Source organism: Paenibacillus phoenicis, assembly GCF_034718895.1.
Taxonomy (GTDB): Bacteria; Bacillota; Bacilli; order Paenibacillales; family Paenibacillaceae; genus Fontibacillus; species Fontibacillus phoenicis.
This window is the reverse complement of the sequence record NZ_JAYERP010000001.1, coordinates 4234683-4258100: the sequence shown is the minus strand read 5'-3', so window position 1 is coordinate 4258100 and position 23418 is coordinate 4234683. Positions and strand designations below refer to the sequence as shown.

Here is a 23418-nt window from a genome sequence, read left to right as displayed (position 1 = left end):
ATTTTTCTCCTTGATTCCAAAAGAGTTCAAAAATGATTCAAACTAGAAAATTCACTTTTCAGCATCGAGAAGGTTGGATGAAGCTATATTTATTCTTTGACAGCGCCTACCGTAAGTCCTTGTACAAAATACCGTTGAAAGAACGGATATGCAAAAATAATTGGCAACGTTGCCAGCACGACCATCGCCATCCGCGAAGTGTCCTGCGGAATAGATTGCATCGCGGCCAAGCTAAGCGAAGTGTTCTGCGAGTTTTGCTGAATAAACGCAATACTCGATTCGATCCGCATCAGCATCGACTGCAGCGGCACCAAATTCGGGTTGTCGATATACAGAAGTGCGTTAAACCAGTCGTTCCAGTAACCCAGCGTGCTGAACAAGCCGATCGTAGCAAGACCTGGGAGCGACAGCGGCAAGACGATCCGCAGGAAAATATAGAAATCGCCGGCACCGTCAATCCGCGCCGATTCAATAACTGCTTCAGGAACGCTTGTACTATAAAACGTACGTAAGATCATGATGTAGAACGCATTCATTGCAAGCGGCAAAATTAGCGCCCACAACGTATCTTTCAGACCCATCAGTTGGGATACCACCATATAGGTTGGAATCATCCCTCCGTTAAACAGCATGGTCACAATCGCAAATACGGAGAAAAATCTCCGGTACCGGAAGCTCTTCCGAGAAATCGCGTAAGCATAAAGCGCAATCATTGCCAAGCTAAGGATCGTACCTACCAGCGTGACAACGATCGTTACGCCATACGAACGAAGCAGCGAGTCGCCGCTCTCAAACACGAAGCGGTAAGCTTCGAGACTCCATTTGGCCGGCAGCAGCCGGTAACCGTCTGTTGCCAGCGTCTTCTCATCGGTAAAGGAAATAATCACAACAAAGATAAAGGGAAACACACACATAAACGAAAAAATACCGGCGATCAGGTGCAATACGGCGTTCCAGCCGCGAGAGACATGATGAAAATCTTTGCTTTTTCTAGCCATCTCCGCCATACCTTGACACTCCTTTCAGCTGTTTTAAAATAGGGCGCTGTCTTTATCCATTTTGCGCACGATGAAGTTAGAAACCATGACGAGAATAAAGCCTACCACCGATTGATAAAGACCGGCCGCCGTACTCATGCCGATTTCCCCGGTTGTTTTTAGACCGCGGTATACGTAAGTGTCGATGACGTTCGTGACTTGATAGAGCGTACCCGAATCTCTTGGCACTTGGTAGAATAAGCCGAAGTCGGCGTAGAAGATCCGCCCTACCGCCAGCAGTGTCATGATAATGATGATTGGGGAGAGCAGGGGAACCGTGATGTTGCGGATTTGCTGCCATTTGGTCGCACCGTCAATCATCGCCGCTTCATAAAGCGATTTGTCGATACCCATGATCGAAGCCAGGTAAACGACACTGTTGTAGCCGATCGTTTTCCATAGGTTGACGAATATCAAAATATAAGGCCAATATTTTGGCTCCGAATACCAGTTAATTCGCTCCACGCCAAACCAACCTAAAATCTGGTTAATCATCCCCCGGTCCATGCTCAGGAAGCTGAACGCAAAGTAGCCGACGATAACCCAGGAAAGGAAGTAGGGCAGGAACATCCCGGTTTGATACACTTTGGCCATGGTCTTGCCGACCAGCTCAGACAACAGAATCGCCATCGCCACGGAAAGGATGAGTCCAATGAAAATAAAAGCAAGGTTGTATAACAACGTGTTGCGGGTAATGGTAAAGGCATCGTTTGTACTGAACAGGAACTTGAAGTTTTCCCAACCTACCCACTCACTCCGCGCGATACTCGCCCAGAATCCGTCACGGCTGAAGCGGTATTGCTTAAACGCCGTAATCGTACCGACCAGCGGAAGGTACGAGAAGAAGAAAAACCAAACGGCACCCGGCAACACCATAAATAACATGACTTTATTCTTAAGCAGGTTTTTGAAAAATGCAGCCATGATGTTCCCCTCCTGTCGAAAAATAATGAAAAAGGATCGGGCGCAACTATCACCCGCCCGATCCCTCTCTATCTCTATAATGATTACTTGTTGTTTTCAGCTCTCCAGGCATCGAGCTGAGCTTGGGCTTCAGCAATCACCTTGTCCAGGCCTGCCTCTTTGAATTTTTTGATTGCTTTTGGCAGGTATTCCGCCGGATCAACCGTACCCGTCATCAACGAGGACCAGAATTGCTCTTTTACGTTTTGTACAGCGGCCATTTCGGTAGCTACTTTCGTGCTGTCGAAGTTGAAGCTCAGGATTGGCGAATTCACGCCTTCTGCGTTAAACTTCTTGAATTGCTCCCATTTGTCGTCTGGGTCGTTGGCATTCAAGTACAGGAGCATGTTGTTACCCAAAGAGTACGAAGGCATGTCGTAGTTTTTCGATTCTGCCAGGTTTTCGTAGTGGGTGTCATCGATTTTCTTGTAGTGAACGCCTTCGATACCGGAGTCAACCATGTTGCGCAGCACCGGATCGGTGTTCAGCAGGTTCAGGAATTCCATTGCTTTCTCCGGATGTTCGGAGTTCGCGGAGATCGCCATGATCGAACCTTGTACGGAAGTGTTCGTGATAATCGCGTCACTTGCCGGTGTAGATACTACAGGGTAGCCGTAGCTTGCAGACCATAGGTTATCCGCCAGCGGCTGGGTTTGTGCACGGTCCATGAACCATTGACCGGAAGTCATCAGGTCGCTGGTAGAGCCAGTTGTAGCCGCTTCCGGAGCTACGTAACCTGCTTTATAGTACTTGTGCATCAAGTTCAGAGCTTCTTGCATTTCCGGCGTTTCCAGGATGTTTACGATTTTATAATCGGTCGTATCCAGTTTTACCGCCATCGGCAGGTTTTGAATAATGTAATCGTAAGGAACATACGGAACGTATTCTTTGTTCATTGCGAACGGCGTTACGCCCGGTTCATTTTCTTTAATCGTTTTCAACAATGGCTCGATGCTTTCCAAGGAACGAACGTTCGAGATGTCCAGGTTATACTTGTCCAAGAACGTTTTGTTGAAGCGCCATACTTCTTGTTGCGGAAGTTCTTTGTTCGCCGGGATCCCGTAGTTATGCCCGTCGACTTTGGAGCCTTCCAAGAACGCAGGGTCGATAGTGTTCTTCAGGTCTTGTCCATATTGCTCGAGCAGCTCGTCCAGTTGCAGGAACGCGCCTTTTCTAGCGTTTTGCACGTAGTCGAAACCACCTGCGGAAGTGAAGATGATATCCATCGGTTCACCGGAAGCGACGTTCACTTGCATCTTTTGTGCGTAGTCGCCCCAGTCGATCATTTTCATCGTAATTGTTGCATTGATTTTCTCTTTGGTGTACTTGCTGACTTCTTCCATTACGCGGTCTACGTCTTTTTGAGGCGTACCGATCGTGTACCAAATCAGGTTAACCGGTTCCTCCGAGTTGCCCGCTGCGGCTCCGCTGTTGCTGCCGCTGTCCGCGTTCTTGCTTCCGCCGCATGCGCTCAGAACAAGCACCATGGCCATCAGAGTGGCAAGGACGAAAGAAAAACTTCTTTTGCTTTTACTCATGCTGATCCTCCCTTTTGAATCTCTTTTGTTTTGTTCGACTAACCTAACCTTACCGAATGAAAGCCATTACAAAAAGAAGATAAACTTAAAAAATTAAGGTACAAATTAAAGAAAAGGACAATACCCCGGAACCAAGGAAAACCAACCGATTTAGGTGGTTAAAAATCTCCTTGCTCCAGGGTACCCTCCCCTATTCGATCTAATGCAGTGCCTTAAAGTCGGTGGGGGAGATCCCCACGTATTTCCGGAACTGCTTATAGAAATAACCGATCTCCCAGTAGCCCACGCTCCGCGCGATTTCGTGCACTTTGAGATTGGTATTTTTGAGTTGTTGCTTCGCCTTTTCGATCCGGTACTTGTTAATATACTCGGCAAAGGACATCCCCGTCTCCTTGTGAAATAACTGCCCGAGATACACCGGATGAATATGGTATTGCGCGCCCAGCGTTTTGAGCGACAGTTCGTCGGCGTAATGCGAGTCGATGTAGTTCAACACCTGATGCACCACCGGATTCTTAGCATCCTGTAGAAGCGAACCAACCGTCTCCTCCGCCAAATTTACGAGACTTTGGACCAGCTCTTGAAACGAATCACAGCGCTGGACACGTTGAAGCGTGTTCTTAAACAAGTCTGTCTCTTCCGTATATTTAATATGCTGAAGCTCCATTTTAAAGCGGACCACCAGTTCCAAGGCGATATTCTGCACATCCTCGGGACGAATGCCCTCCGTCTGCTTCAACCGCTCGAAATCTTGGCAAATCCGTTTTCTTAATCCATCCTTATCCTTCGCCAAAATCAACTTGGCGTAATCGTCCCAGCCTAGCGGATAGCCGCTCTCCAATACGCCGCCGGCGCGGGTACTCTCTAGCTGCTTGTATTCCATCGTCCGCCGTTCCGGATAAATCAAGTAATATTCAAGGGCACGCTTGGCTTGCTTATAGCTGAGAGATGCCGCTTCAGGCAACCGTCCCACATTACCTACGCCCATTTGAATCGTCTGGTTCATGACTGACAATTCCAGGGACAGATGCTCCATCAGTTCGGCAAAAGTCCGCTTCTCCTCTGCCCCGGCAGGAAGGGAAGCCACGATTCCAATATCGCCATCTACATCGTGGAATAGGGTGATTCCCCGCCACGCCTTGAGGTAACGTTCAGCGCGATCAAATACTTCGGCCGAGTTGCCTTCGGTGCGCAGCATCGCCACCGCAACATAAGGCCCCTGCAAATGCAAGCCCAGCAGCTCGGCTCGCTCCTCGAATTCCGCAGCCGCCATCTGCCCGTTCAGCCAGCGGTAAAGCGTGTTGTCCTTCAGGATTTGGATATCATAGGCGTCGTAGAGTCCGTTTGTATCCACGCTGTCCAGCTTCTGCACCGTGTTGCGCAGCGTCGATTCCAGCTCCTCAACATTAATCGGCTTCAGCAGGTAGTTTTCAATGCCAAGCTTCATGCCCTCTTTGAGGTAATCAAACTCGTTAAATCCGCTCAAAATAATGACCTTCAATTCCTTGTGCAGCTTCCGCGCCTCGGAAATCAGCGTTAACCCGTTCATGACCGGCATGGAGATGTCCGTGATTAATACATCCACCGGCTTCGTAGCAAGGGCGTCCAGCGCCTGCTGGCCGTTCTCTGCGTGTCCGACAATTTCCAAGCCAAACTGCGGCCAGTCCACGATATCGTATAAGCCTTCGATGATGAACGGTTCGTCATCGACGATAAATACCTTATACATCTTCCCCCTCCATTCCTTCCCGATTCGGAAAACGAACTGTGATGGTTGTCCCGCTGCCGGGCGTGCTCTCGATCTTGATTCCGTAGTCCGGGCCGTACAGGAAACGCAGCCGCGAATGTACGCTGCGAAGTCCAAACATTTGCCCGGTTTCTTCTTCCCGCTCCAGCTCCCGGTGGATTTCCGCCAGCCGGTCGGGTTCGATGCCCTTCCCGTTATCCTTGACCACGGCCACCAGCGAATCCCCGTCTTCCCGCACCTCGATCTTAATCCGGTTGTCGCTTTGGTCGGTTTGGATGCCGTGGACGATATAGTTCTCCACGATAGGCTGCAGGGACAAACGGACGATCGCTTTGCCCAGAAGCGAAGGGTCGGCTTGAATCTCATAGCTAAAGCGATCCCGGTAACGGATACGGAACAACTCTAGATATAATCGGCAAGCTTCCAGTTCGTCTTTAAGGGTGTAGTTCTTCTTTTGCTGCACCATGCTTTTGAACAGGACGGACAAGCTGTAGATCATCTCACCCACATCTTTCGCGCCTTGGGAAACGGCCCGCATCCGGATAACCTCCAGCGTATTGTACAGGAAGTGTGGATTGATCCGCGCCTGCAACGCAACGAGCTCGGTTTGCTGCTGCTTAATCTCCGCTTTGAACACCCGGTCGATGTATACATTCAGCTCGTCCAGCATGTCATTAAAGCTCTTGGAGATCTGCCCCAGCTCGTCCTCCCGGAACTCGTCGATCCGTGCGGTGAGATCCCCGTTGCGAACTCTGCGGGTAAACCGAATAATATTTCGCGTGCGTTTGGCGAAATTGCTGATAAACAGCGCCGGGATCAGGATCGCAAACAAAATGCAAATGGAGCTGATGGTAAAGATCGTGTTGCGGAGTCCGTGATAAGTTTTGGCCAGCTCCTCTTTTGGAACGGTACTGAGTACGGTGTAACCTCCCTGGCTTTGCGTCAGCTTAGTAGCAATCAGCCCTTCACTCAGCACCCCGGTATCGTACATAGAGTTAATTTGTTCGGCATACGGGTATTTCTGATCATAATAGGTTCCGGAGGAATCAAATAATACGCTGCCATCAGCGGACAGCACCAAGATGGATCCTTTGAGTTCATCTTCGTACATCGCGAGGCTGCCCCATACCTTGTCGGTATCGAAATACACGTCGAGCTGCCCGATATTGCGAAGCGATTGCTTATTATTGATGGGGATGCGGACCGAATACATCGGGAGATCTGGCAGGCCCACCGTTTTGCGCACCCAGATGTTAGCGGCTCCCACGTTCACGCCTTCCTCCTGATACATCACATCAGGGATGAAGGATCGGGCCTGATTGGTAGGGATAATCTTAAATTGCTTATCGCTGCCAAAAACATATAACTGTTGCAGATCTGCGCTATATAACATCAAACTGCGAATGTCCGGATCGTCGTCGACCACGTTACGGAAATACAGAACGGTGTCGGTTGACGAATTATTTTCCGTATAAAAACGGTCCAAGCGGTAATTCACGTAATCCTGATACGGATGCTCCAAGAAAAAAGAAGTGTTCGAGGCCAACTCCTCGTCACGATAAATGCCCCGTACCATTGCCTGTACAGATTCGTATTTGCTGCCAATGTAATCGCTGACACTTTCGATTGCCCGCTTCTGAATGTCCAGTTGTCTCTGTACCGCGGACTCTGACATAAACATAAACATCAAATACGAAAAAGTAATAATCGTAACGATGGTGATGACTGAAAAAAACAAAAGAATCTTCATGAACAAATTGTTCTTGAAGTAATTGCGATAGATGCTCCGGATGAACATGTCTTCCCTCCTCGCACAAGGTCAATTATACCATGCCTTTGGCACTGCATGGGTTTGCAGTTCTTGGCTCAGCAGCACCATATCCAAATTGAAAAACGCCTATTCCCCATGGGAACAGGCGTTTATGGGCAGATCCTTGTGCAAGCTTATCCGCGGAATTCCTGCAGCCCTTCGTTCAGCGAGCGGGTTGCTGCATAAACTTGCTGATACAGCTTGAATAAGCGGGCGTACTTCTCCACATTAGCCGGGATCGGCTCATAGGTCTTCGCATACCCGATGAAGGCATCGGCGCATTCTTTCAAGCTGCCGAACCAGCCGCTGCCGACAGCAGCCATCATCGCCGCGCCCATCGCCGGGCCTTGCTCGTTCTTGAGCGCCACAACCGGCTTACCGAAAATATCGGCCTGCATTTGCAGCCAGACCGGATTCTTCGCGCCGCCGCCGATGGAAATCACGCGTTCAACCTCGATGCCGGCCGCGTCGAACAGATCAAACGACTCCTGCAGCGAGAAGGTGATGCCTTCCATTACCGCGCGGGCCAGATGCTCCCGGCGATGCGTGCCGGACAAGCCGATGAAGCTGCCGCGAATGACGCTGTCCGCATGCGGCGTGCGTTCCCCGACCAGATACGGGGTGAACAGCAGCCCTTCCGAACCCGGCGGAATGTCGCCCACCGGCTTCAGCAGCTCGTCAAAGCTAAGCTCCGGCGCCAGCGATTCCTTGAACCAGCTCAAGGAATACCCTGCGGCCAGCGTCACGCCCATCGCGTAAAAAGCGCCCGGATGCGCATGGTTAAAGAAATGCACCTTGCCGGCAAAATCCTTGTTCTTGTCTTCTTCGTAGGTCAGCACCACGCCAGACGTACCCACGCTGCACAGCGCGTCACCTTTACGGACGATACCTGCGCCAACCGCGCCGCAGGCGTTGTCAGCGCCGCCGCCAAACACCTTCGTGCCAGCCGCCAGGCCGGACTCGGCGGCAAATTCCGGCAGCAGCGTGCCGGTAAACTCGGTGCTGCCCACAATCGGCGGGCAGAAGCCAGCCGGAAGCCCGAAGGCGGCAGCGATCTCCTCGCTCCACTTGCCTTCCGGCACGTTCAGCAGCAGCGTTCCCGCCGCGTCGGAGATTTCCATTTGCACTTGGCCGGTCATGCGGTAACGCAAATAATCCTTCGGCAGTACGAAACGCGCGGCTTTGGCAAACAACTCCGGCTCATGCTCCTGCACCCAAAGGATTTTTGGCAACGTAAACCCTTCCAACGCAGCGTTGCGCGTAATGTCGAGCAGCTTGTCGCCCAGCTTCGCTTCAATTTGACGGCATTGCTTTGTTGTCCGGGTATCGTTCCACAAAATCGCGTTGCGCAGCACGTTGTTCTGCTCATCAAGCAGCACTAAGCCGTGCATTTGACCGGAGAAGGAGACACCCTCGATGTCTTCGGCAGCTACGCCGCTTTCCTTCAGCAGCTGCTGCAAACAAGCAATCGTCCCTTTGACCCATTCCTCCGGATTTTGTTCGCTGTACCCCGGACGCTCTTGGATCAGCGGATAAGCTGCAGACGCCTCCCCGGCGATCTCGCCGTTTTGGTTCACGAGCAACGTCTTAACCGAGCTGGTCCCCAAATCGATGCCAATCACATACTTCATTGCGATACTCTCCCTTCGCATGTCCCCCAAAGGGGGCCTTATACCACAAAAAGGGACGGCAGGCGTCCCCTTTTGGATAGGTTGTTTAACAAGTGTCTCTCTACGCTTATTTCGTGCCGAAAATGTATTCGTTCAGGCGGGCTTTCACCAGTTCGAGATGGTTCGATTTGTTCACGATATGGCTGTGCTCCAGAGCATAAGCTTCCAGCGTTTTGAAGTTTGCTTTGCCGGACACGATATCCGCGCCGATGCCGGATTTGAAGCTAGCATAACGTTCTTCAATCAGGTTTTCGATGAAGTTGTCTTCGATCATTTTGCCGGCTACTTTCAAGCCTTTCGCGAAGGTGTCCATACCCGCAATATGAGCATAGAACAGGTCTTCCGGTTCGAAGGAAGTACGTCTTACCTTCGCGTCGAAGTTCACCCCGCCGGAGCCCAAGCCGCCGTTTTTCAGGATTTCATACATCGCCAGCGTTACGGCATACAGGTCTGTTGGGAATTCGTCGGTATCCCAGCCGAGCAGCATATCGCCTTGGTTCGCGTCGATCGAACCCAGCATGTTGTTGATGCGGGCTACGCGCAGCTCGTGTTCAAACGTATGGCCGGCCAGCGTCGCATGGTTTGCTTCCAGGTTCAGCTTGAAGTGGTCTTGCAAGCCGTATTTTTGCAGGAATGCAATTGTCGTAGCAGCATCGAAATCGTATTGGTGTTTCGTAGGCTCTTTTGGTTTCGGCTCGATCAGGAATTGACCTTTGAAGCCGATTTCTTTTGCATAATCGATGGCCATTTGGAAGAATCTCGCCAGGTTGTCGAGTTCCAGAGCCATATCTGTGTTCAGCAGGGACTCGTAACCTTCACGGCCGCCCCAGAATACATAGTTTTCAGCGCCCAGCTCAACAGCGGTTTCCAGACCTTTCTTCACTTGAGCTGCAGCATAAGCGAAGACGTCAGCATTGGAAGTCGTTGCAGCTCCATGTACGTAACGCGGGTTGGAGAACATGTTAGCTGTGTTCCAAAGCAGCTTCACGCCGGTTTGCTTCATGCCTTCTTTGATTTTAGCGACGATGACGTCCAGATTTTCATTGGATTCTTTCAGGGTCGCACCTTCTGGAGCAACGTCCACGTCATGGAAGCAAAAATACGGAGCGCCGAGTTTCTCCAGGAATTCAAAGTTAACTTCTACACGGGCTTTCGCCAGATCCATACCGCTTACCGTTTCCCAAGGACGAATCATGTTGCCTTGACCAAAAGGGTCGCTGCCGTTCATTGTCAACGTGTGCCAGTAAGCTACTGCGAAACGCAGATGCTCCTTCATTGTTTTGCCGAGTACAACTTCATTCTCGTTATAATGTTTAAATGCCAGCGGATTGTCGGAACCTGCGCCTTCATACTGAATTTTGCTAATGTTCTTGAAATAACTCACCACGAATTCCTCCCACCAGAGATTTAATTTAAGTAAGCCTTTACATCCTGTCGATTTTAAGTAGCATGCCCATTTACTAATGCGAGCATGCCGTCTACACCTAGATCGTATCACGTTCCACTTAGTTTGTCTAGTAAACTAACAAAGTTGTTGATTTTACCTGGGACGTTTATGTTATGATGCGTATAGACACAATTTTGCCATGCCGAGAGGCTTGGGTAGAACGAGGGAGTTTATATGAAAATCACAGGCGACCAACAGCTGATCAAAAAAATGAATAAAACGATCGTCCTGGATACGATTCGTCAGCGTCAACCCTTGTCTCGTGCGGATATCTCCGCTGCGATTGGCTTGAACAAGGCGACCGTATCGTCCCTCGTCTCCGAGTTGATCGACAGTCATCTGGTTACCGAGATCGGCCCCGGCGAATCCAGCGGCGGGCGGAAGCCGACATTACTGCTCTTCAACCGTAGTGCCGGGTATGCCATTGGCATCGACATCCGCGTCAATGATTTACTGGCTGTGCTGGTTGATCTGGAGGGCCACGTGCTTCAGGAAAAACTGGTGCCGCTTAGCGACTTCAGTCCGGAACACGTGCTGGAACAGATTCGCCAAACGATCCGCCAGTTTAAAGAGCAGCTGCCCGAATCCCCGTACGGGATCGTTGGGATCGGCATTGGCGTACCAGGGCTCGTCGACGACAAGAGCCGGGTGATCTCCGCGCCCAACCTGGACTGGAACCAGGTCGATTTATACGAACCGCTGGCCTCCGAGTTCGGGGCCAATCTTCATATTGATAACGAGGCCAATGCCGGCGCGATTGGCGAGAAGCTCTTTGGGGCCGGACGCGAGGCCCAAAATTTGATCTACCTCAGCATCGGCATCGGCATCGGTTCCGGCATTATCGTCGGCGGCGAGCTGTACCGCGGCACGTCGAATTTCTCCGGCGAGGTTGGTCATATGACCATCGCCGAGAACGGCCCGCTCTGCCGCTGTGGCAACCGCGGCTGCTGGGAGACGCTCGCCTCGGAGAAGGCGTTGCTTGACCGGGCCGCCAAGCTGTGGGGGGATAAGCACCCCGACTTGGAGGAGATGATTCAACTGGCCCACAGCGGCGATTCCCGGGCGATAGAGCTCCTGAATGAAATCGGTGCCCAGCTTGGCGTTGGATTGGCCAATTTGGTCAACATCCTCAATCCGGAGCTGATCGTTATCGGCAACCGTCTGTCGCTAGCCGGTGACCTCATCCAGGATGCGATGCTGCGCACCATCGAGAACCGCAGCTTATCCTACCACCGGAAGAAGTCCGGAGTCGCCTTCGCCAACTTAGGCATCCGATCGACAGCACTCGGCGCCGCCTCCATGCCGATTACTGCGTTTCTGAGTGAACCGGATCCCGTTCCTGTGCAAGAAAGCAGCTCAACGGCCGGTCTTTGATCCAAAAAGCAATAACCCGCAGCATCGTGTCTCTATTCCACGAGTCTGCGGGTTATTTTTATGTCATCTGATCAGGCCGGAAGCTTCGCAGCAAATCGCGCACCCCCCGCCTCCGGAAGCGGCTTGCTGATATAGTACCCCTGAATGATATCGCATTTCGCGCGGCGCACATGCTCCATTTGCTGCTCCGTCTCCACGCCTTCGGCAATGACCTGCAGCCATAGACACCTCCCTATGAGAAGATGTCTGACTGAACCTGTACTTATTTCGACGTACCGGAAGCATCCTCCGCATCCAAATACGGCTTGTTGGCAAAATAGTACATAAAGCCCATCAGCAGCACCCCGCCAACCAAATTGCCAAGCGTCACGGGAATCAGGTTGTGGAGAACGCCGCCAAACGAGATCGTGGCGGGATGGTCCAGCACCAAAGCGATGGCAAAGGTGCACATATTCGCAATACTATGTTCGTAGCCGGAGATAAAGAAGCAGAAGACGAACAGCATCATCGCAAACATCTTCGCCCCATCCCCTTGGAGCGCCATCGGAATGAAAAAAGCCAGACATACCAGCCAGTTACAAAGAATTGCGCGGAAGAACAATTCCGTGATTGGGGTAGTCATTTTATGTTCGACCACGCTCAGCAGGAAACTATTCACCGAAGCGTCGGCAAATAAGCCGGTCAAGTAAATCAATAAGGCGAATGCGGCTGCGCCCAGGATATTGCCGAGGTAGCTGAATACCCATAACTTGGTGACATCCAGCCATTTCAGCCGTTTTCTTAAAGCCGCGTATGTATAATAGAACGTATTTCCGGTAAATAGATCCCCGCCCCCGTATGCGATGAGGATAATCGCAGCGCCAAAGGTCGCGGCGGCCATCGGATAGGTCAGCGGCGAATGCTCCAGGTAGAGGAAGTTCCCGCTCTTGAACGCAACGATCACCCCAAACCCGATAAACATGCTCGCCAGCATCGCTCTAGCAATATACCGGAGATGGCTTTGCATAAAGATTTTATATTTCTTGATTGCCAATTCCTCAACTTTTAACAGCGATTCTGTCTCCATAACGCCCCCCGTTTATTCATGCTTGGTGTTCGTTTGAGGTTAGCTTATCCCTCTTTGGTTACGGCCATCCATCATACACCATTTTCGTTTAAATCTAAAATAAACGGTATTACTGCTATTTACAAGCGATACGGATTTGTGCATAATAAAAATTAGGATTATGTGATAATGATTATCATTATTAATTCGGAGCTGGCCTGGTTTATCCAACGAACAACAGCGTAAGAGGAGAGAATGCCCATGAGATTGTTAGCCGCCCGCAGAAAGACAAGGCTGGACATCGATGACTACTTGGATCTGCTCAATCTTGCCGCCCATTTGGGCGACCGCCAGTGGCAAAAGGAGATAATCCGCAAGCTGGAAATGATGCAGTCCGAGGTAACCGACGTCAAGTAGTCAACCCTATTAAAATAAGTGCGAGCTTAGGGACCACCTAAGCTCGCTTTTTTTTTGCATCTTGTCAAGAGTTAAGCTCTTGCGGACAACTGCAGCCCTGCCTCGTCATTCTCCATGATTTCCGTAATCACCAAGTCCGTTTTGCGCATGAGATCAATTTCATAAGGTGATTTTACTTCTGAACCGTCCGCTTCCCGAATGATCTTCACCGTCGGTCGGTGTACCAAGTTGGAATCCAAAGAGGTTACGACGCCTAACTGGCCGCTGCTAAGTTTTACGATGGAGGAAAGGGGGTAAATACTGATATGACGTAAATACTTCTGAATTAATTCGAGGCTGAAATAACGATCCCCTGCAGCGAGCAAATATTCAATCGCTTCGCCGGGAGTATAGGCCAGTCGGTAGTTCCGGCGAGAGATCAACGCGTGATAAGTGTCGGCAATCGCCACGATCTGGGCGTATTCATCGATTTCATGATGCTTGAGGCGGGAAGGATAGCCTGTCCCGTTATATCGCTCATGATGCTGCAGCGCACATAAGGCCGAACGCCTCGATACACCTTCCATCTCGCACATGATCTGGAAGCCTGCCTCCGGATGACGCCGCAACGCCTCACGATCGGCTCCGGTCAAGCTGCCGGGACGCCGGATGATGTGGGACGGCAGTTCCGTCATTCCGATATCAAACAGCAACGCACCTACACAAAGGTCGATCATTTCCGCACCGGAGTATTGACCCGCGATGCCAAGAATAGCGGAATACGCCGTGACATGAAAGGAATGATCAAGCAGGTAAGGATCGTTTTGCTGCAGACGAATCAAGCCGTCGAGCACTTGCTCATGACTGGTGATATCGTACAGGATGTTGCGGAACATCCGGCGAAACTGCTCATCCACGTGAGGAGTGGACAGGCGCCCCAATCCCAGATCGGAGTCAGCCAAACGGACCAGCATTTGCCGGATTTCCTTTCGTGCCTCGCGTTTCTCCTTGAGGTCTTGGAACTTCAACATCGAAGATTGCTTCTTCACATCGACCTCTTGGAAGGAACCATCCAATTCCTTGTTGCGGACGATCGCGGTTTGAATCCCCAGCTTCTTCAGACGAGCAATAAGGTTCTCCGTTAATGCAGTTCCCGCCCCAAGCATCGTCATCCCGTATTGATTCACTATTGGCTCGGCCAAGACATCACCGGGTTCGAGCAATCTGACATCAACCTGTCTCATGACATCACCTCTTTATATGAAAAAATTCAACTATCAATGAAGAACGCTTGCGCATCTATGTTTATTCACTAAGCCTTTTGGCCTAGAAGAAATTCTTATTCTCCAAGATCGAATTTATCATGACGACAGAAAATGAGACATTACCCCAAAGTATACTTTGGAAAAGCATAGTTCGACATAATTATACAAAAAGTCACTATTCCAACTTTAAATTCAGCGATATTCTGAACTATGATAACATAAATGATAAAATGGCGAGGGGGGTGAAGAACGATGAGGCTAACACAACATGAGCACCAGGACCCTGGTTGGCCATCCCGGATCGTAGGTCGTGAGTGGGAGTTGGAGGTCTTTTCGTTATATCTAAAGCACTATTCTAGTATGGAGCGAATCATCAATATCTACGGCTCCTCCGGTGTAGGAAAAAGCTTTCTAGCTGAGGAATTTCAGAAGCAAGCCGCAAAACAAGGCGCAGCCGTAATCACACTTGATGCCGCGAAAATCAAAACCACACCCGAAGAAATCTGCCGGCAAATCCTGTTCCAGCTCGGTTTGTTGGACACCCTCCCCTCATTATCCGATCCCGACTTTATCATCAGAGCTGCCATCGAGGCCGTCAATAAACGAGCTAATTTGGGGGCTGTGCTTTTATTTATTGATACGTATGAACTGCTGGAGACGATGGATGATTGGTTTCGTGATTTTTTTATTCCGCAAATTAAGGACCGTTGCCTCAGCATCATCACCGGCCGGAATCCGTTGTCCAGCAAGTGGACGGGATGCCCGCTGTGGAAATATACCATCTATCGGATGCCGCTCAAGAACCTGGACTATCACAGCGTTGTCGCTTTTTTGCGGGGACGCGGAATCGTTGAACCGGACCAAATTCAGCGCATCTGGAAGCAAACGGACGGCTTGCCTGTGATGCTCACTTCGCTGCTCGGTGAGCACAACGCCAACGACGGCGAACCGGCCCTTCCAGGCCTGCGTGACGAGGCACGCCCGAGAGGCTGTGAAGCGATGGTCTTGGATGGATCCCCGGCCCCGGAGAGTCTGCCGAAGTTGAAGCCGGAGGCGGCCATTTACGCCCGGACGGATTTGACCCATCGCGAGAAGGAGGTTGCCGCTCTCGCCTCCGAGGGGCTGACCAACCGTGACATCGCCTCCCGCCTTTTTCTCAGCGAAGTCACAATTAAGAAGCATATGCGCTCCATTTTTCAAAAAGTGGGGGCCAGCAACCGGACACAACTGCTTAAGCTGTTAATCTCTGTTCCGACCGGTTCGAAATGACAAGTTCTCTATCATTACGAATCCTGGCAGTTAGGTGGAAGGATGTGCGTCTATCGTCGCAGCTTATTGGAAAAATCGATTGCCATCGGTGCCATGCCGCATGTATGATGGAGTCATAAGCTAAAGTTTTATTGGATTCTCCCGTATGACGCACATCGTCGGTTATTCTACTTCTTCAGCGGATCATTTCGAGGAGGCTTTGTATTGTGGAAGACGACCAGATAAGCTCCCTATTCCGGCCAGAATTCATGCTCACCGCTTCGGCCTTGCTTCAGGCCATTGACAGGATGGGCGTTGGCTTGGCCATTACAAATCCGAATCTTCCGGACAATCCGTTGGTCTATGTCAATCAAGGGTTTGAGAAGATTACCGGATACAAGCGAGAAGAAGTTCTCAACCGAAATCTCCGTTTCCTTCAGGGGAAAGAGACCAACAAGGAACATCTCGCCGTCATTCGGAAAGCGATCAAGGAAATTGGAGCCGCTACAGTAACGATCAAGAACTATAAAAAGGACGGCAGCACCTTCTGGAACCAATTTGTCATCAGTCCCATTTTGGATGCGGAGGGGCATCTTCTCTATTTCATCGGGCTTCAGTTCGACGTGACCCGGGAAGTGGAGAAGCAGCAGGCTTCAACGGAACAGCTCCGCCAGTTGTCCCATTTCGATCCGGCGACCCACCTGATGAGTTCGAACTATTTTAAGGAACTGATGTACGCCGAGCTGCTTTCGGCCCAAGCCGAGCATACCACGGCCGCCGTCATTTGCATCAACCTAAACCGTTTCCGGCTGATTAATGAAAGCCATGGCGAGAGCAAAGGCAATGAGCTGCTGCGTCAAGTCGCAGAAAGACTGCGCCGTTCTTTCCCGGATGGAACCCCGATGTGTCGGAATTTTGCGGATGAATTTTTCGTGTTGGTGTCGAACATAACGGATCCATTATACATACATACACTTGCACTAGATTTGAACCAAGCGCTCAGAGAGCCTTACACCCTATCCGGCGAAGCGTTCCAGGTCGGTTTCGGAATGGGGATCAGCCTCTACCCGGACGACGGCTCCGACATCCATCAACTGCTGCAGCATGCGGAAATGGCGATGAAAGAAGCCAAGAAGGAAGCGCTGGAAGGCCCGCATTACTATGATCAATACCTGATGGACCGGCTGAAGACCCAAATCACGTTAGAGAAAAAAATGATCCGCGCACTGGCGGAAGGGGAGTTCGAGCTGCACTTCCAGCCCAAGGTGAATGCCTCAACCAAAGAGCTGACCGGCTTTGAAGCGCTGATCCGTTGGAAGGATCCGGTGCAGGGATACATTCCGCCAAACTCTTTTATTCCGATCGCCGAGGAGAATGGGTTTATCGTTGAATTGGGCGAATGGGTCCTGCGGGAAGCGTGCAAAGCGAACAAACGATGGCAAGATGCCGGGCATCCGAAGCTGCCGGTATCGGTGAATGTCTCGGCAGTGCAGTTCCGGCATCCGCAATTCTTGCGTACCGTTGAACAAGTGCTGAACGAGACGGGTTTGGCCCCGCAGTATTTGGAGCTGGAGGTAACCGAATCGTTATTAAACGATCATGTGATGATCAAGGATACCTTAACTGCCTTGCAGCAAAAAGGCATCTCGCTCTCTGTAGACGATTTTGGGACAGGCTACTCCTCGATTCATTACTTAAAATCGCTCCCGGTTCAGGTACTGAAAATCGACCGCACCTTCGTGCAGGAGACCCCGTGCTCTGAACGCGACAACTCTCTGCTGCGCTCCATCATCCAGTTAGGCAAATCGCTGGGCATGACGGTGCTGGCCGAGGGCGTCGAGACGAAAGCTCAGTTCGAATTCCTGCAGCAAAACGGCTGCGATCAAATTCAAGGCTACTATTACAGCCGTCCGCTTAACGCGGAAGCCATAGAGGGATTGCTGAAATCGAGTTAATGCGCGTCATGGCTCTCGATACACTCCGGTCACGACGTTCTCTTCCCCAAAGGGAATAAGTAAAAAAATAACCATGCCAGCAGCAAGGCTCCAGCCGGTATCCCGCTAAGCATCCATCGGATGCCGATCGCGGCCGATGCCGGCTGTTCGTTTAATGCGGCGTCGTAACCGCTCGCCTCCAGGATGAGCCCCATGCAAGCAGCCTGCAGCGAAACTCCCCATCTCACGATAAATCCGTTCATGCCGAAGTACATGCCCTCCCGTCTTGCGCCGGTACGCCGCTCATCCTCATCGATCACCTCAGACAACAGGACGTCGAGCAGCACCAGCAACCCTGCCAATCCGATGCCGACGGCAGCGGCGGTGGCAATCGCCCCTCCTGCCTGTGTCACCCAGCCGAACGGCAGCAACGCCGCTGTATAGCAGCCCATCGCAATGAGGATCCCCTGCCGGGCGCCGTATTTCGCTGTGATCCGTCCCCACAGGAATACGCAAGGAATGGCGGTGAGAAAGATCCCCCCTAGCAGCAAGGTGTTGTAGCTTTCCTCGCGGCCCAGAACGTATTTGGTGTAGAACGGAATCCCGGCGGGCAGCAGCGCAAATGTAAACTGCACCAGGAAACTTCCGGTCACGTACAGGACAAACGCTCGGTTTCCCAGAGTATGTCGAACCGCTGTGGTCAAACGGAAGGTGGCACGTACCGTATCGTGATGTTCCCGGCTGCCCCAAAGGGATAACGCTAGGAATACGGCCGACAATACAGCAAATATAACCCCCATGGAGCCCCAACCGATCTGTGAATAGAGGAGCGGCGGAATGGCGACACCTACAATCATGCCCACGATCCCCATCATTTGCCGCCACGAAGAGACATACGCTCGGTCCTTGATGCTCTGAAACATCTCCGGGAACAAGGCCGAGTAATTCAGAACAACCAAGACGAATAAAGCATCGTACAGGATTACGGTTCCTATAAAATAAGGAAAGGCCGCCCCTTCCGCCGCCGGCGGCGTCCACAGCAACGCAAACGCTGCGGCCAGCGGAACCAGGCCAAAACCGATATAGGGAAGGCGTCTGCCGAACCGGGTGCGGGTCCGGTCGGACAGATGGCCAAACAGCGGGTTCAGCACGGCATTCAGCACGCCGTGAAATATCATCGCCAAGCTGATCCAGGCGGGCCTTACGCCCAGCACGTCGACGTAATAATAGACGAGATAGGTTGCAAAAGCTTGCGACATCAAATTTACCGCCAGATTGCCCGAGCTGTAGGCTACCTTTTGAAGCTCCGTCCGGTTTCCCGGATTTGCGGTTCGCATCATCCGCCCTGCCTCCTTTATTCGATCCGCCGGCCGGCCTTAGGGCCGCTGCTGTGACTTCTGAAGGTCCTGCAAGTCCTTCCAGCGGATCATCTCGATGCCTTCCTCCGCAAGAACCGCCTTAATGTCCGGATCACGGAACAGTTGATAATCCCATTGTCTTTTTTCCCATTCGTTGTGGATGGCCTTCAGTTCTTCCGTCGCGAGCGCCGGATGGATGATAATCTCCGAGACACCGGGACGGAGCGCTTTAAGGACGGTGATCATATCGCGTTTGTAGCTTTCGTACGTTTCGCCCGGCTGCTTGCCAAAGGGCAAACCGATGAGATCACCGAGGAGGATCACGCCCATCCGATCGGCGAGCTCGGTGACCTGATGAATCAGGGCGTTCGCCTCCGGCGGCAATTTCCCTACCTGCGGCAACGAACGCGGCAAACGGAAGGGCAGGCCGTAATCCGCACAAATCTCAAACGCCACATCAAGGAAATGATGGCCGGTTGCCAATCCATACAAACTGCCCATGTGGTTATCGAGGTGTGTAGGTGCTAAGCCTAACGCCAGCGCCGTCTCCACCTGGTTAATCATCTCAAGGCGCACTTGCGGCCGGCTGGCTTGCAATTCGAAGCGAGCAACGTCCTCGGGAAAATAACCTTCCTCTGTCACCAATGTCCGCACGTCCCCATCCCGGGTGACCGGCCCCCACTTATATCCGTTCCATTCGCTGGTGAACGTCAGATGGACCCCCACATCGAATTCCGGATTGGCAACGCTCCACGCCACCGCCTCCTTGGCCCAGGAGCAAGGGATCATGACCGTCGCCGAGGAGACCGCCCGTTCCTGTAGCAGTTGGGTTATCGCCGTATTTTCCGCATGGCACATTCCAAAATCGTCCGCATTCACAATCAACAGTTTGGCTTCCCGCCCGTACCCCAATCGCTCTGCCAATGTCATTTGCCTTCTCCTCCGTTTCTGCTCTAATTTCAATGAGCTTGATAATTAAAACGCTTACATAAATGGTGAAAATAACCGAAGTGTACCTTCGGTTATGGATAAAACTGCGAATCCCGATTGATGACGAACGTATCACAGATCTCAGCCCTTTTTGGGGCCGATGAATTTATATACCAAGTGTATGTTGGAACCTAAGCCTATAGTTCATAAGTTTGTAATTTCGCTTACACCCTGATAATTCCTGCTCAGGCAAAAAAATAAGGGCAATCGGTATCCGACTGCCCTTTCCGTTATCAGCTATTGAGAACTCTGTAATGATATTCCGACACGACCGTAAAGCCAAGCTTATTATAGAGCTCCAACGCCGGTGCGTTGTTCGCCAGCACTTGCAGGTGCATACCTTCCGCGCCGTTCTCTATCGCCCAAGACGCTAGCGCACGCAGGAGGCGGCCGGCGATCCCCTTGCGGCGGTGGCGTGCATCGACAACAACATTGCTGATCCCGGCCCGGCCCTCCTCAATGACCACGGTAGCTAAGCCCACCGGCTCACCCGCTTCATAGATTGCCGCAAACGCCTTAGGTGTGGGCATTGCTGTAAAGATCGACGTATATCCGGCCCGGCGTTCCTCCGGAAATCCCTCCATCCCTAGAAATGCGTCCATCCATGACTCGACCGGTCCCGCTTTATAAACCAACTCCACATCGTCAGCCTCGTAAACGGTGGATCGCTGAAGTACATCCTGGCTAGAAGCCGCCAGCAGCAGGCAGTTCATCGAGATCTCATACCCCGCCGCGGCCAGCAGCCCATCCAACTCTTGAGGTGAAGATTCACTGACGTGAAAGCAGGGTCTCAGTCCACGTTCCCGGTAAAAGTGCTCCACGATGGCAAGCCAATCGCCCTCTGGAAAAGGTCCGGCTGCCAGCACACTGTTCGCTCTTGTTGTGACGCCGTCGTTTGCCCGAAGCCGCCAAGTGCCAAGCCATTCCAACTCGCGCGGAGGCCACCCACTTGCGGCCAATTGCTCCAATCGATCAGCTACCTCGGTTTCTTCCGTCCGCCCGCTCATTTGAGCCACTCTCCAAAGAACCGCTCGTATCCTCTCTTCATCACTGTCGCCGAAAACTTCTCAAAGGCGTAATCCCGGTTGTCCCTGGAATACTTCAGCGGTGAGGCTGCCGCCATGTTGACCAGTTCAAACCAGTTGTTCTCGTTGCCGGCAAAGGCGTGACGGGAGCTAATGTGACCATAGCAGGGATGCTCCGGCTTGACGACGATTTTGCCCATCGCCAGCGCTTCGGTCAGCGGCATTGCAAAGGTATCAAACCGGGAGCAGCTCCAGTACACCTTGGCCGAGTTCATCAGCGAAAACACTTCATCCTGGCTTAACGCAAACCGCAGGGTGACGTTGTGGGGGATGTTGTATTTTTTCACACTTTCCTTATAACGCTCCCCGCCAAACACCATCACGACGTCCTTGTCCGGATTTTGCCGCGCATATTCCAGCACCAGGTCCGGCCGCCGGTTCTCCTCGTCCCGTCCGATCCAGAGTACCCGATTCTCCACGATAGCCGAGGGGTCAAAAAACCGCTCCGCCAACGCTTCGTTAAATCCGATGGGAATCACGTCCACATCCGTCACACCGAACACGTCGTTCATTTGCTTCCGCAAAAACTCCGTCTGTACGATCGCCTTGTCCACGATCCCGTAAAACGGCTTCATCATCTCATACCCAGTCAACGCCGGGTCAGGGAAACTGTGTGGGAACAGTACGCTCTTGGGGAGGAACATTTTGAGAAAAGTAAACCCGGATACCGTATAAATCACGTGCTCGATGTTCTGCGAATAAATTTGGTCCAGCACGATATCGTAATTGACCAGATCGCCTTTCTCGTGCTCATAGCCGGGAAGCCAATCGTGTCCGCTGACATGGCGCTCCGGCGAGATAAATACAACCTCCACGCCTAGCTCCCGGCCGATGTCGCGCAGCCGCTCCGCAAACACGCGCGGGCCTTGGGCTTCCGCAAACTGGATTTTTCGCATGACTAAACCGACTTTCTTCATTTAACCCCGCCTCTAGTTGTTATAGTAATATGTGCTTGCCACGTCATGTCTTGCTTCGTCAACCGCTAACGGACCTGAGGGACGTTAATCGCTACGAATTCGGGACTACGAGGTTTTAGCTAAGATGAACGTAAAACAAAGACAGCCCTCCAAATTGCTACATCTCGTAGGTTAAAATGGAAAGTGTAACCCAAACCATTTCAGAGCTACATAGCAAAGGAGAGCTGATACTATGCAGTCTACCACAAAATTCGTCGGTTTAGATGTATCCAAAGAAAAAATTTCGGTTGCGATTGCAGATGTGAGCGGGGAAGCTCCACGCTATTACGGAACCATTCCCCACACACCGGCAGCGTTACGCAAGCTTATCAAAGAGCTGGGAGCGGCCGAAACGCTATCGTTTTGCTACGAGGCAGGACCCACAGGTTACGAAACCTATCGCTGGATCACCTCCATGGGGGCCCACTGTGTCGTCATTGCTCCATCGCTCATTCCCAAACGCCCCGGCGACCAAGTGAAAACAGATCGACGGGATGCCGAGCAACTCGCGCGTTTGTATCGTGCAGGAGAGCTCACTCCCGTTTACGTCCCCGAACGGGAAGATGAGGCTCTACGGGAATTGGTTCGCGCCCGTGAAGCTGCCAAGGAAGATGCCCACCGGGCTCGTCAGCGGATCTTGAAATTCCTGCTTCGTCACCAGATTGAACCACCCGCCACCATAAAGCGTCGCTGGACCAAGAAGTATCGCGTCTGGTTAGGGCAGCTTACGTTCCCGTATGAGTCCATGCACGTGGCATTCAGCGAAATGCTTCATACTTTGGATGAGATCGAGCAACGCATGGGGCGCCTAGAAAAAGCACTGGTCCAGCAAGCTGCGACCGGTTCTAAGGCTTCTCTGATCCAAGCTCTTCAGTCCCTACGGGGGATTGGATTGCTTACAGCCATTACCCTTGCGGCTGAAATCGGAACCTTTGCGCGTTTTCGCTCCCCTGCGCAACTGATGGCGTACTTGGGACTGGTCCCTCGTGAGTATTCCACGGGCCTAAGTACTCGACGCGGCAGCATGACCAAAGCCGGAAATGGCCGCTTACGACGGACTTTGGTGGAGTCCGCTTGGAGTTACCGTCACCGTCCTGCCGTAAAAGGGGATCTCGCTAAGCGATTAGATGGTATGCCCGCCGACGTACAGCTGTTATCCTGGAAGGCGCAAGAAAGATTGCATTACAAATACCGTCATCTTGTGTTTGGAAAGAACAAGCACAAGAATGTGGCCGTCGGTGCGGTGGCCCGGGAATTGATTGGGTTCATATGGGCGGTTGCTCGAACCGTGGAGCAGCCAGCAGCCTCCTAACGCCTTTGGACGATGAAGGACGCAGGGGACGTTGCCCCCTGCACCCCCACACTCGCCGTGTGGCGTTCCTCATCTTCGATGAGGATTTGGAAAAGTGTTGAATTGTACCCCACCGCTTGTCAAGGAAGACGCTTGACAAGCTCACGCCGGAGCACGAGGCCCGGGAGCAAACGAAGGTTCAGGAGAGAATTTGCGTAGTCCGTTTGCACTAGGTTTTGAAAGAAACTGAACGTGCGTTTCTAG

Annotated in this window: 19 protein-coding genes; 5 read left to right on the top strand and 14 right to left on the bottom strand. The window is 51.9% G+C overall.

Features of this window, described 5'->3' with window-relative positions:
• Nucleotides 1-89 precede the first annotated feature (89 nt).
• From U9M73_RS19980 to xylA, 7 genes are all read right to left on the bottom strand, one after another.
• Nucleotides 90-1007, bottom strand: coding sequence for a carbohydrate ABC transporter permease (locus U9M73_RS19980; RefSeq protein ID WP_009223900.1), 918 nt, complete (start codon nt 1005-1007; stop codon nt 90-92).
• A gap of 24 nt (nt 1008-1031) precedes the next feature.
• Nucleotides 1032-1961 carry an ABC transporter permease gene (locus tag U9M73_RS19975; protein ID WP_009223899.1) on the bottom strand — a complete coding sequence of 310 codons (930 nt, stop codon included), beginning with the start codon at nt 1959-1961 and terminating at the stop codon, nt 1032-1034.
• An 83-nt stretch (nt 1962-2044) separates the two neighbouring features.
• Nucleotides 2045-3538 (bottom strand): ABC transporter substrate-binding protein, encoded by a 1494-nt coding sequence (locus U9M73_RS19970; protein WP_009223898.1) that lies wholly within the window; start codon nt 3536-3538, stop codon nt 2045-2047.
• Nucleotides 3539-3737: 199 nt separating this feature from the next.
• Entirely contained in the window at nt 3738-5267 is a 1530-nt protein-coding gene (locus U9M73_RS19965) for a response regulator transcription factor (protein WP_323078776.1), read from the bottom strand.
• Entirely contained in the window at nt 5260-7083 is a 1824-nt protein-coding gene (locus U9M73_RS19960) for a sensor histidine kinase (RefSeq protein WP_323078774.1), read from the bottom strand. The genes U9M73_RS19965 and U9M73_RS19960 overlap by 8 nt, the downstream gene beginning before the upstream one ends.
• Nucleotides 7084-7229: 146 nt before the next feature.
• Nucleotides 7230-8726: a xylulokinase gene (gene xylB / locus U9M73_RS19955; protein ID WP_260071531.1), complete on the bottom strand. Its 1497-nt coding sequence runs from the start codon at nt 8724-8726 to the stop codon at nt 7230-7232.
• A 106-nt stretch (nt 8727-8832) separates the two neighbouring features.
• Nucleotides 8833-10149: a xylose isomerase gene (gene xylA, locus U9M73_RS19950; protein ID WP_036644393.1), complete on the bottom strand. Its 1317-nt coding sequence runs from the start codon at nt 10147-10149 to the stop codon at nt 8833-8835.
• A gap of 237 nt (nt 10150-10386) precedes the next feature.
• Here xylA and U9M73_RS19945 point away from each other — a divergent pair, with 237 nt between their 5' ends.
• Complete coding sequence (locus U9M73_RS19945) at nt 10387-11586, top strand: ROK family protein (RefSeq protein WP_323078768.1); 1200 nt, start codon at nt 10387-10389, stop codon at nt 11584-11586.
• Nucleotides 11587-11657: 71 nt separating this feature from the next.
• Here U9M73_RS19945 and U9M73_RS19940 read toward each other — a convergent pair whose 3' ends face one another.
• Nucleotides 11658-11795 carry an EAL domain-containing protein gene (locus U9M73_RS19940; RefSeq protein ID WP_260071538.1) on the bottom strand — a complete coding sequence of 46 codons (138 nt, stop codon included), beginning with the start codon at nt 11793-11795 and terminating at the stop codon, nt 11658-11660.
• 53 nt (nt 11796-11848) lie between these two features.
• Complete coding sequence (locus U9M73_RS19935; RefSeq protein WP_323078766.1) at nt 11849-12652, bottom strand: formate/nitrite transporter family protein; 804 nt, start codon at nt 12650-12652, stop codon at nt 11849-11851.
• 240 nt (nt 12653-12892) lie between these two features.
• Between U9M73_RS19935 and U9M73_RS19930 the strand changes: the two genes are divergently transcribed.
• Nucleotides 12893-13048, top strand: coding sequence for a hypothetical protein (locus U9M73_RS19930; protein ID WP_198136168.1), 156 nt, complete (start codon nt 12893-12895; stop codon nt 13046-13048).
• A 71-nt stretch (nt 13049-13119) separates the two neighbouring features.
• Here U9M73_RS19930 and U9M73_RS19925 read toward each other — a convergent pair whose 3' ends face one another.
• On the bottom strand, nt 13120-14271 hold the full coding sequence (locus tag U9M73_RS19925; RefSeq protein ID WP_260071530.1) for an HD-GYP domain-containing protein: 1152 nt from the start codon (nt 14269-14271) through the stop codon (nt 13120-13122).
• Between the two features lie 273 nt (nt 14272-14544).
• On the opposite strand from U9M73_RS19925, the gene U9M73_RS19920 reads away from it, so the two are divergent.
• Both U9M73_RS19920 and U9M73_RS19915 read left to right on the top strand, forming a co-directional pair.
• Nucleotides 14545-15561 carry a LuxR C-terminal-related transcriptional regulator gene (locus U9M73_RS19920; protein WP_323078763.1) on the top strand — a complete coding sequence of 339 codons (1017 nt, stop codon included), beginning with the start codon at nt 14545-14547 and terminating at the stop codon, nt 15559-15561.
• A gap of 206 nt (nt 15562-15767) precedes the next feature.
• A complete protein-coding gene (locus U9M73_RS19915; RefSeq protein WP_009223887.1) occupies nt 15768-17495 on the top strand; it encodes a putative bifunctional diguanylate cyclase/phosphodiesterase in 1728 nt (575 codons plus the stop codon).
• A gap of 29 nt (nt 17496-17524) precedes the next feature.
• Here the strand turns inward: U9M73_RS19915 and U9M73_RS19910 are convergent, their stop codons facing one another.
• From U9M73_RS19910 to U9M73_RS19895, 4 genes are all read right to left on the bottom strand, one after another.
• Nucleotides 17525-18814, bottom strand: coding sequence for an MFS transporter (locus tag U9M73_RS19910; protein ID WP_009223886.1), 1290 nt, complete (start codon nt 18812-18814; stop codon nt 17525-17527).
• A gap of 36 nt (nt 18815-18850) precedes the next feature.
• Complete coding sequence (locus tag U9M73_RS19905; protein WP_323078761.1) at nt 18851-19762, bottom strand: polysaccharide deacetylase family protein; 912 nt, start codon at nt 19760-19762, stop codon at nt 18851-18853.
• 293 nt (nt 19763-20055) lie between these two features.
• Nucleotides 20056-20829 (bottom strand): GNAT family N-acetyltransferase, encoded by a 774-nt coding sequence (locus U9M73_RS19900; protein WP_323078757.1) that lies wholly within the window; start codon nt 20827-20829, stop codon nt 20056-20058.
• Entirely contained in the window at nt 20826-21824 is a 999-nt protein-coding gene (locus U9M73_RS19895) for a glycosyltransferase (RefSeq protein WP_323078754.1), read from the bottom strand. Before U9M73_RS19895 ends, U9M73_RS19900 begins: the two co-directional genes overlap by 4 nt.
• Nucleotides 21825-22056: 232 nt before the next feature.
• Between U9M73_RS19895 and U9M73_RS19890 the strand changes: the two genes are divergently transcribed.
• A complete protein-coding gene (locus U9M73_RS19890; protein ID WP_323076132.1) occupies nt 22057-23175 on the top strand; it encodes an IS110 family RNA-guided transposase in 1119 nt (372 codons plus the stop codon).
• Nucleotides 23176-23418: the final 243 nt, after the last annotated feature.

Excerpts from the sequence above, each read along its gene's own strand:
- U9M73_RS19970 (WP_009223898.1), bottom strand. The coding sequence starts at position 3,538 with ATGAGTAAAAGCAAAAGAAGTTTTTCTTTCGTCCTTGCCACTCTGATG.
- U9M73_RS19935 (WP_323078766.1), bottom strand. The coding sequence starts at position 12,652 with ATGGAGACAGAATCGCTGTTAAAAGTTGAGGAATTGGCAATCAAGAAA.
- U9M73_RS19890 (WP_323076132.1), top strand. The coding sequence starts at position 22,057 with ATGCAGTCTACCACAAAATTCGTCGGTTTAGATGTATCCAAAGAAAAA.
- U9M73_RS19905 (WP_323078761.1), bottom strand. The coding sequence starts at position 19,762 with ATGACATTGGCAGAGCGATTGGGGTACGGGCGGGAAGCCAAACTGTTG.
- U9M73_RS19980 (WP_009223900.1), bottom strand. The coding sequence starts at position 1,007 with ATGGCGGAGATGGCTAGAAAAAGCAAAGATTTTCATCATGTCTCTCGC.
- U9M73_RS19895 (WP_323078754.1), bottom strand. The coding sequence starts at position 21,824 with ATGAAGAAAGTCGGTTTAGTCATGCGAAAAATCCAGTTTGCGGAAGCC.
- U9M73_RS19925 (WP_260071530.1), bottom strand. The coding sequence starts at position 14,271 with ATGAGACAGGTTGATGTCAGATTGCTCGAACCCGGTGATGTCTTGGCC.
- U9M73_RS19965 (WP_323078776.1), bottom strand. The coding sequence starts at position 5,267 with ATGTATAAGGTATTTATCGTCGATGACGAACCGTTCATCATCGAAGGC.
- U9M73_RS19900 (WP_323078757.1), bottom strand. The coding sequence starts at position 20,829 with ATGAGCGGGCGGACGGAAGAAACCGAGGTAGCTGATCGATTGGAGCAA.
- U9M73_RS19910 (WP_009223886.1), bottom strand. The coding sequence starts at position 18,814 with ATGATGCGAACCGCAAATCCGGGAAACCGGACGGAGCTTCAAAAGGTA.
- U9M73_RS19975 (WP_009223899.1), bottom strand. The coding sequence starts at position 1,961 with ATGGCTGCATTTTTCAAAAACCTGCTTAAGAATAAAGTCATGTTATTT.
- xylB (WP_260071531.1), bottom strand. The coding sequence starts at position 8,726 with ATGAAGTATGTGATTGGCATCGATTTGGGGACCAGCTCGGTTAAGACG.
- U9M73_RS19960 (WP_323078774.1), bottom strand. The coding sequence starts at position 7,083 with ATGTTCATCCGGAGCATCTATCGCAATTACTTCAAGAACAATTTGTTC.
- U9M73_RS19930 (WP_198136168.1), top strand. The coding sequence starts at position 12,893 with ATGAGATTGTTAGCCGCCCGCAGAAAGACAAGGCTGGACATCGATGAC.
- U9M73_RS19945 (WP_323078768.1), top strand. The coding sequence starts at position 10,387 with ATGAAAATCACAGGCGACCAACAGCTGATCAAAAAAATGAATAAAACG.
- U9M73_RS19920 (WP_323078763.1), top strand. The coding sequence starts at position 14,545 with ATGAGGCTAACACAACATGAGCACCAGGACCCTGGTTGGCCATCCCGG.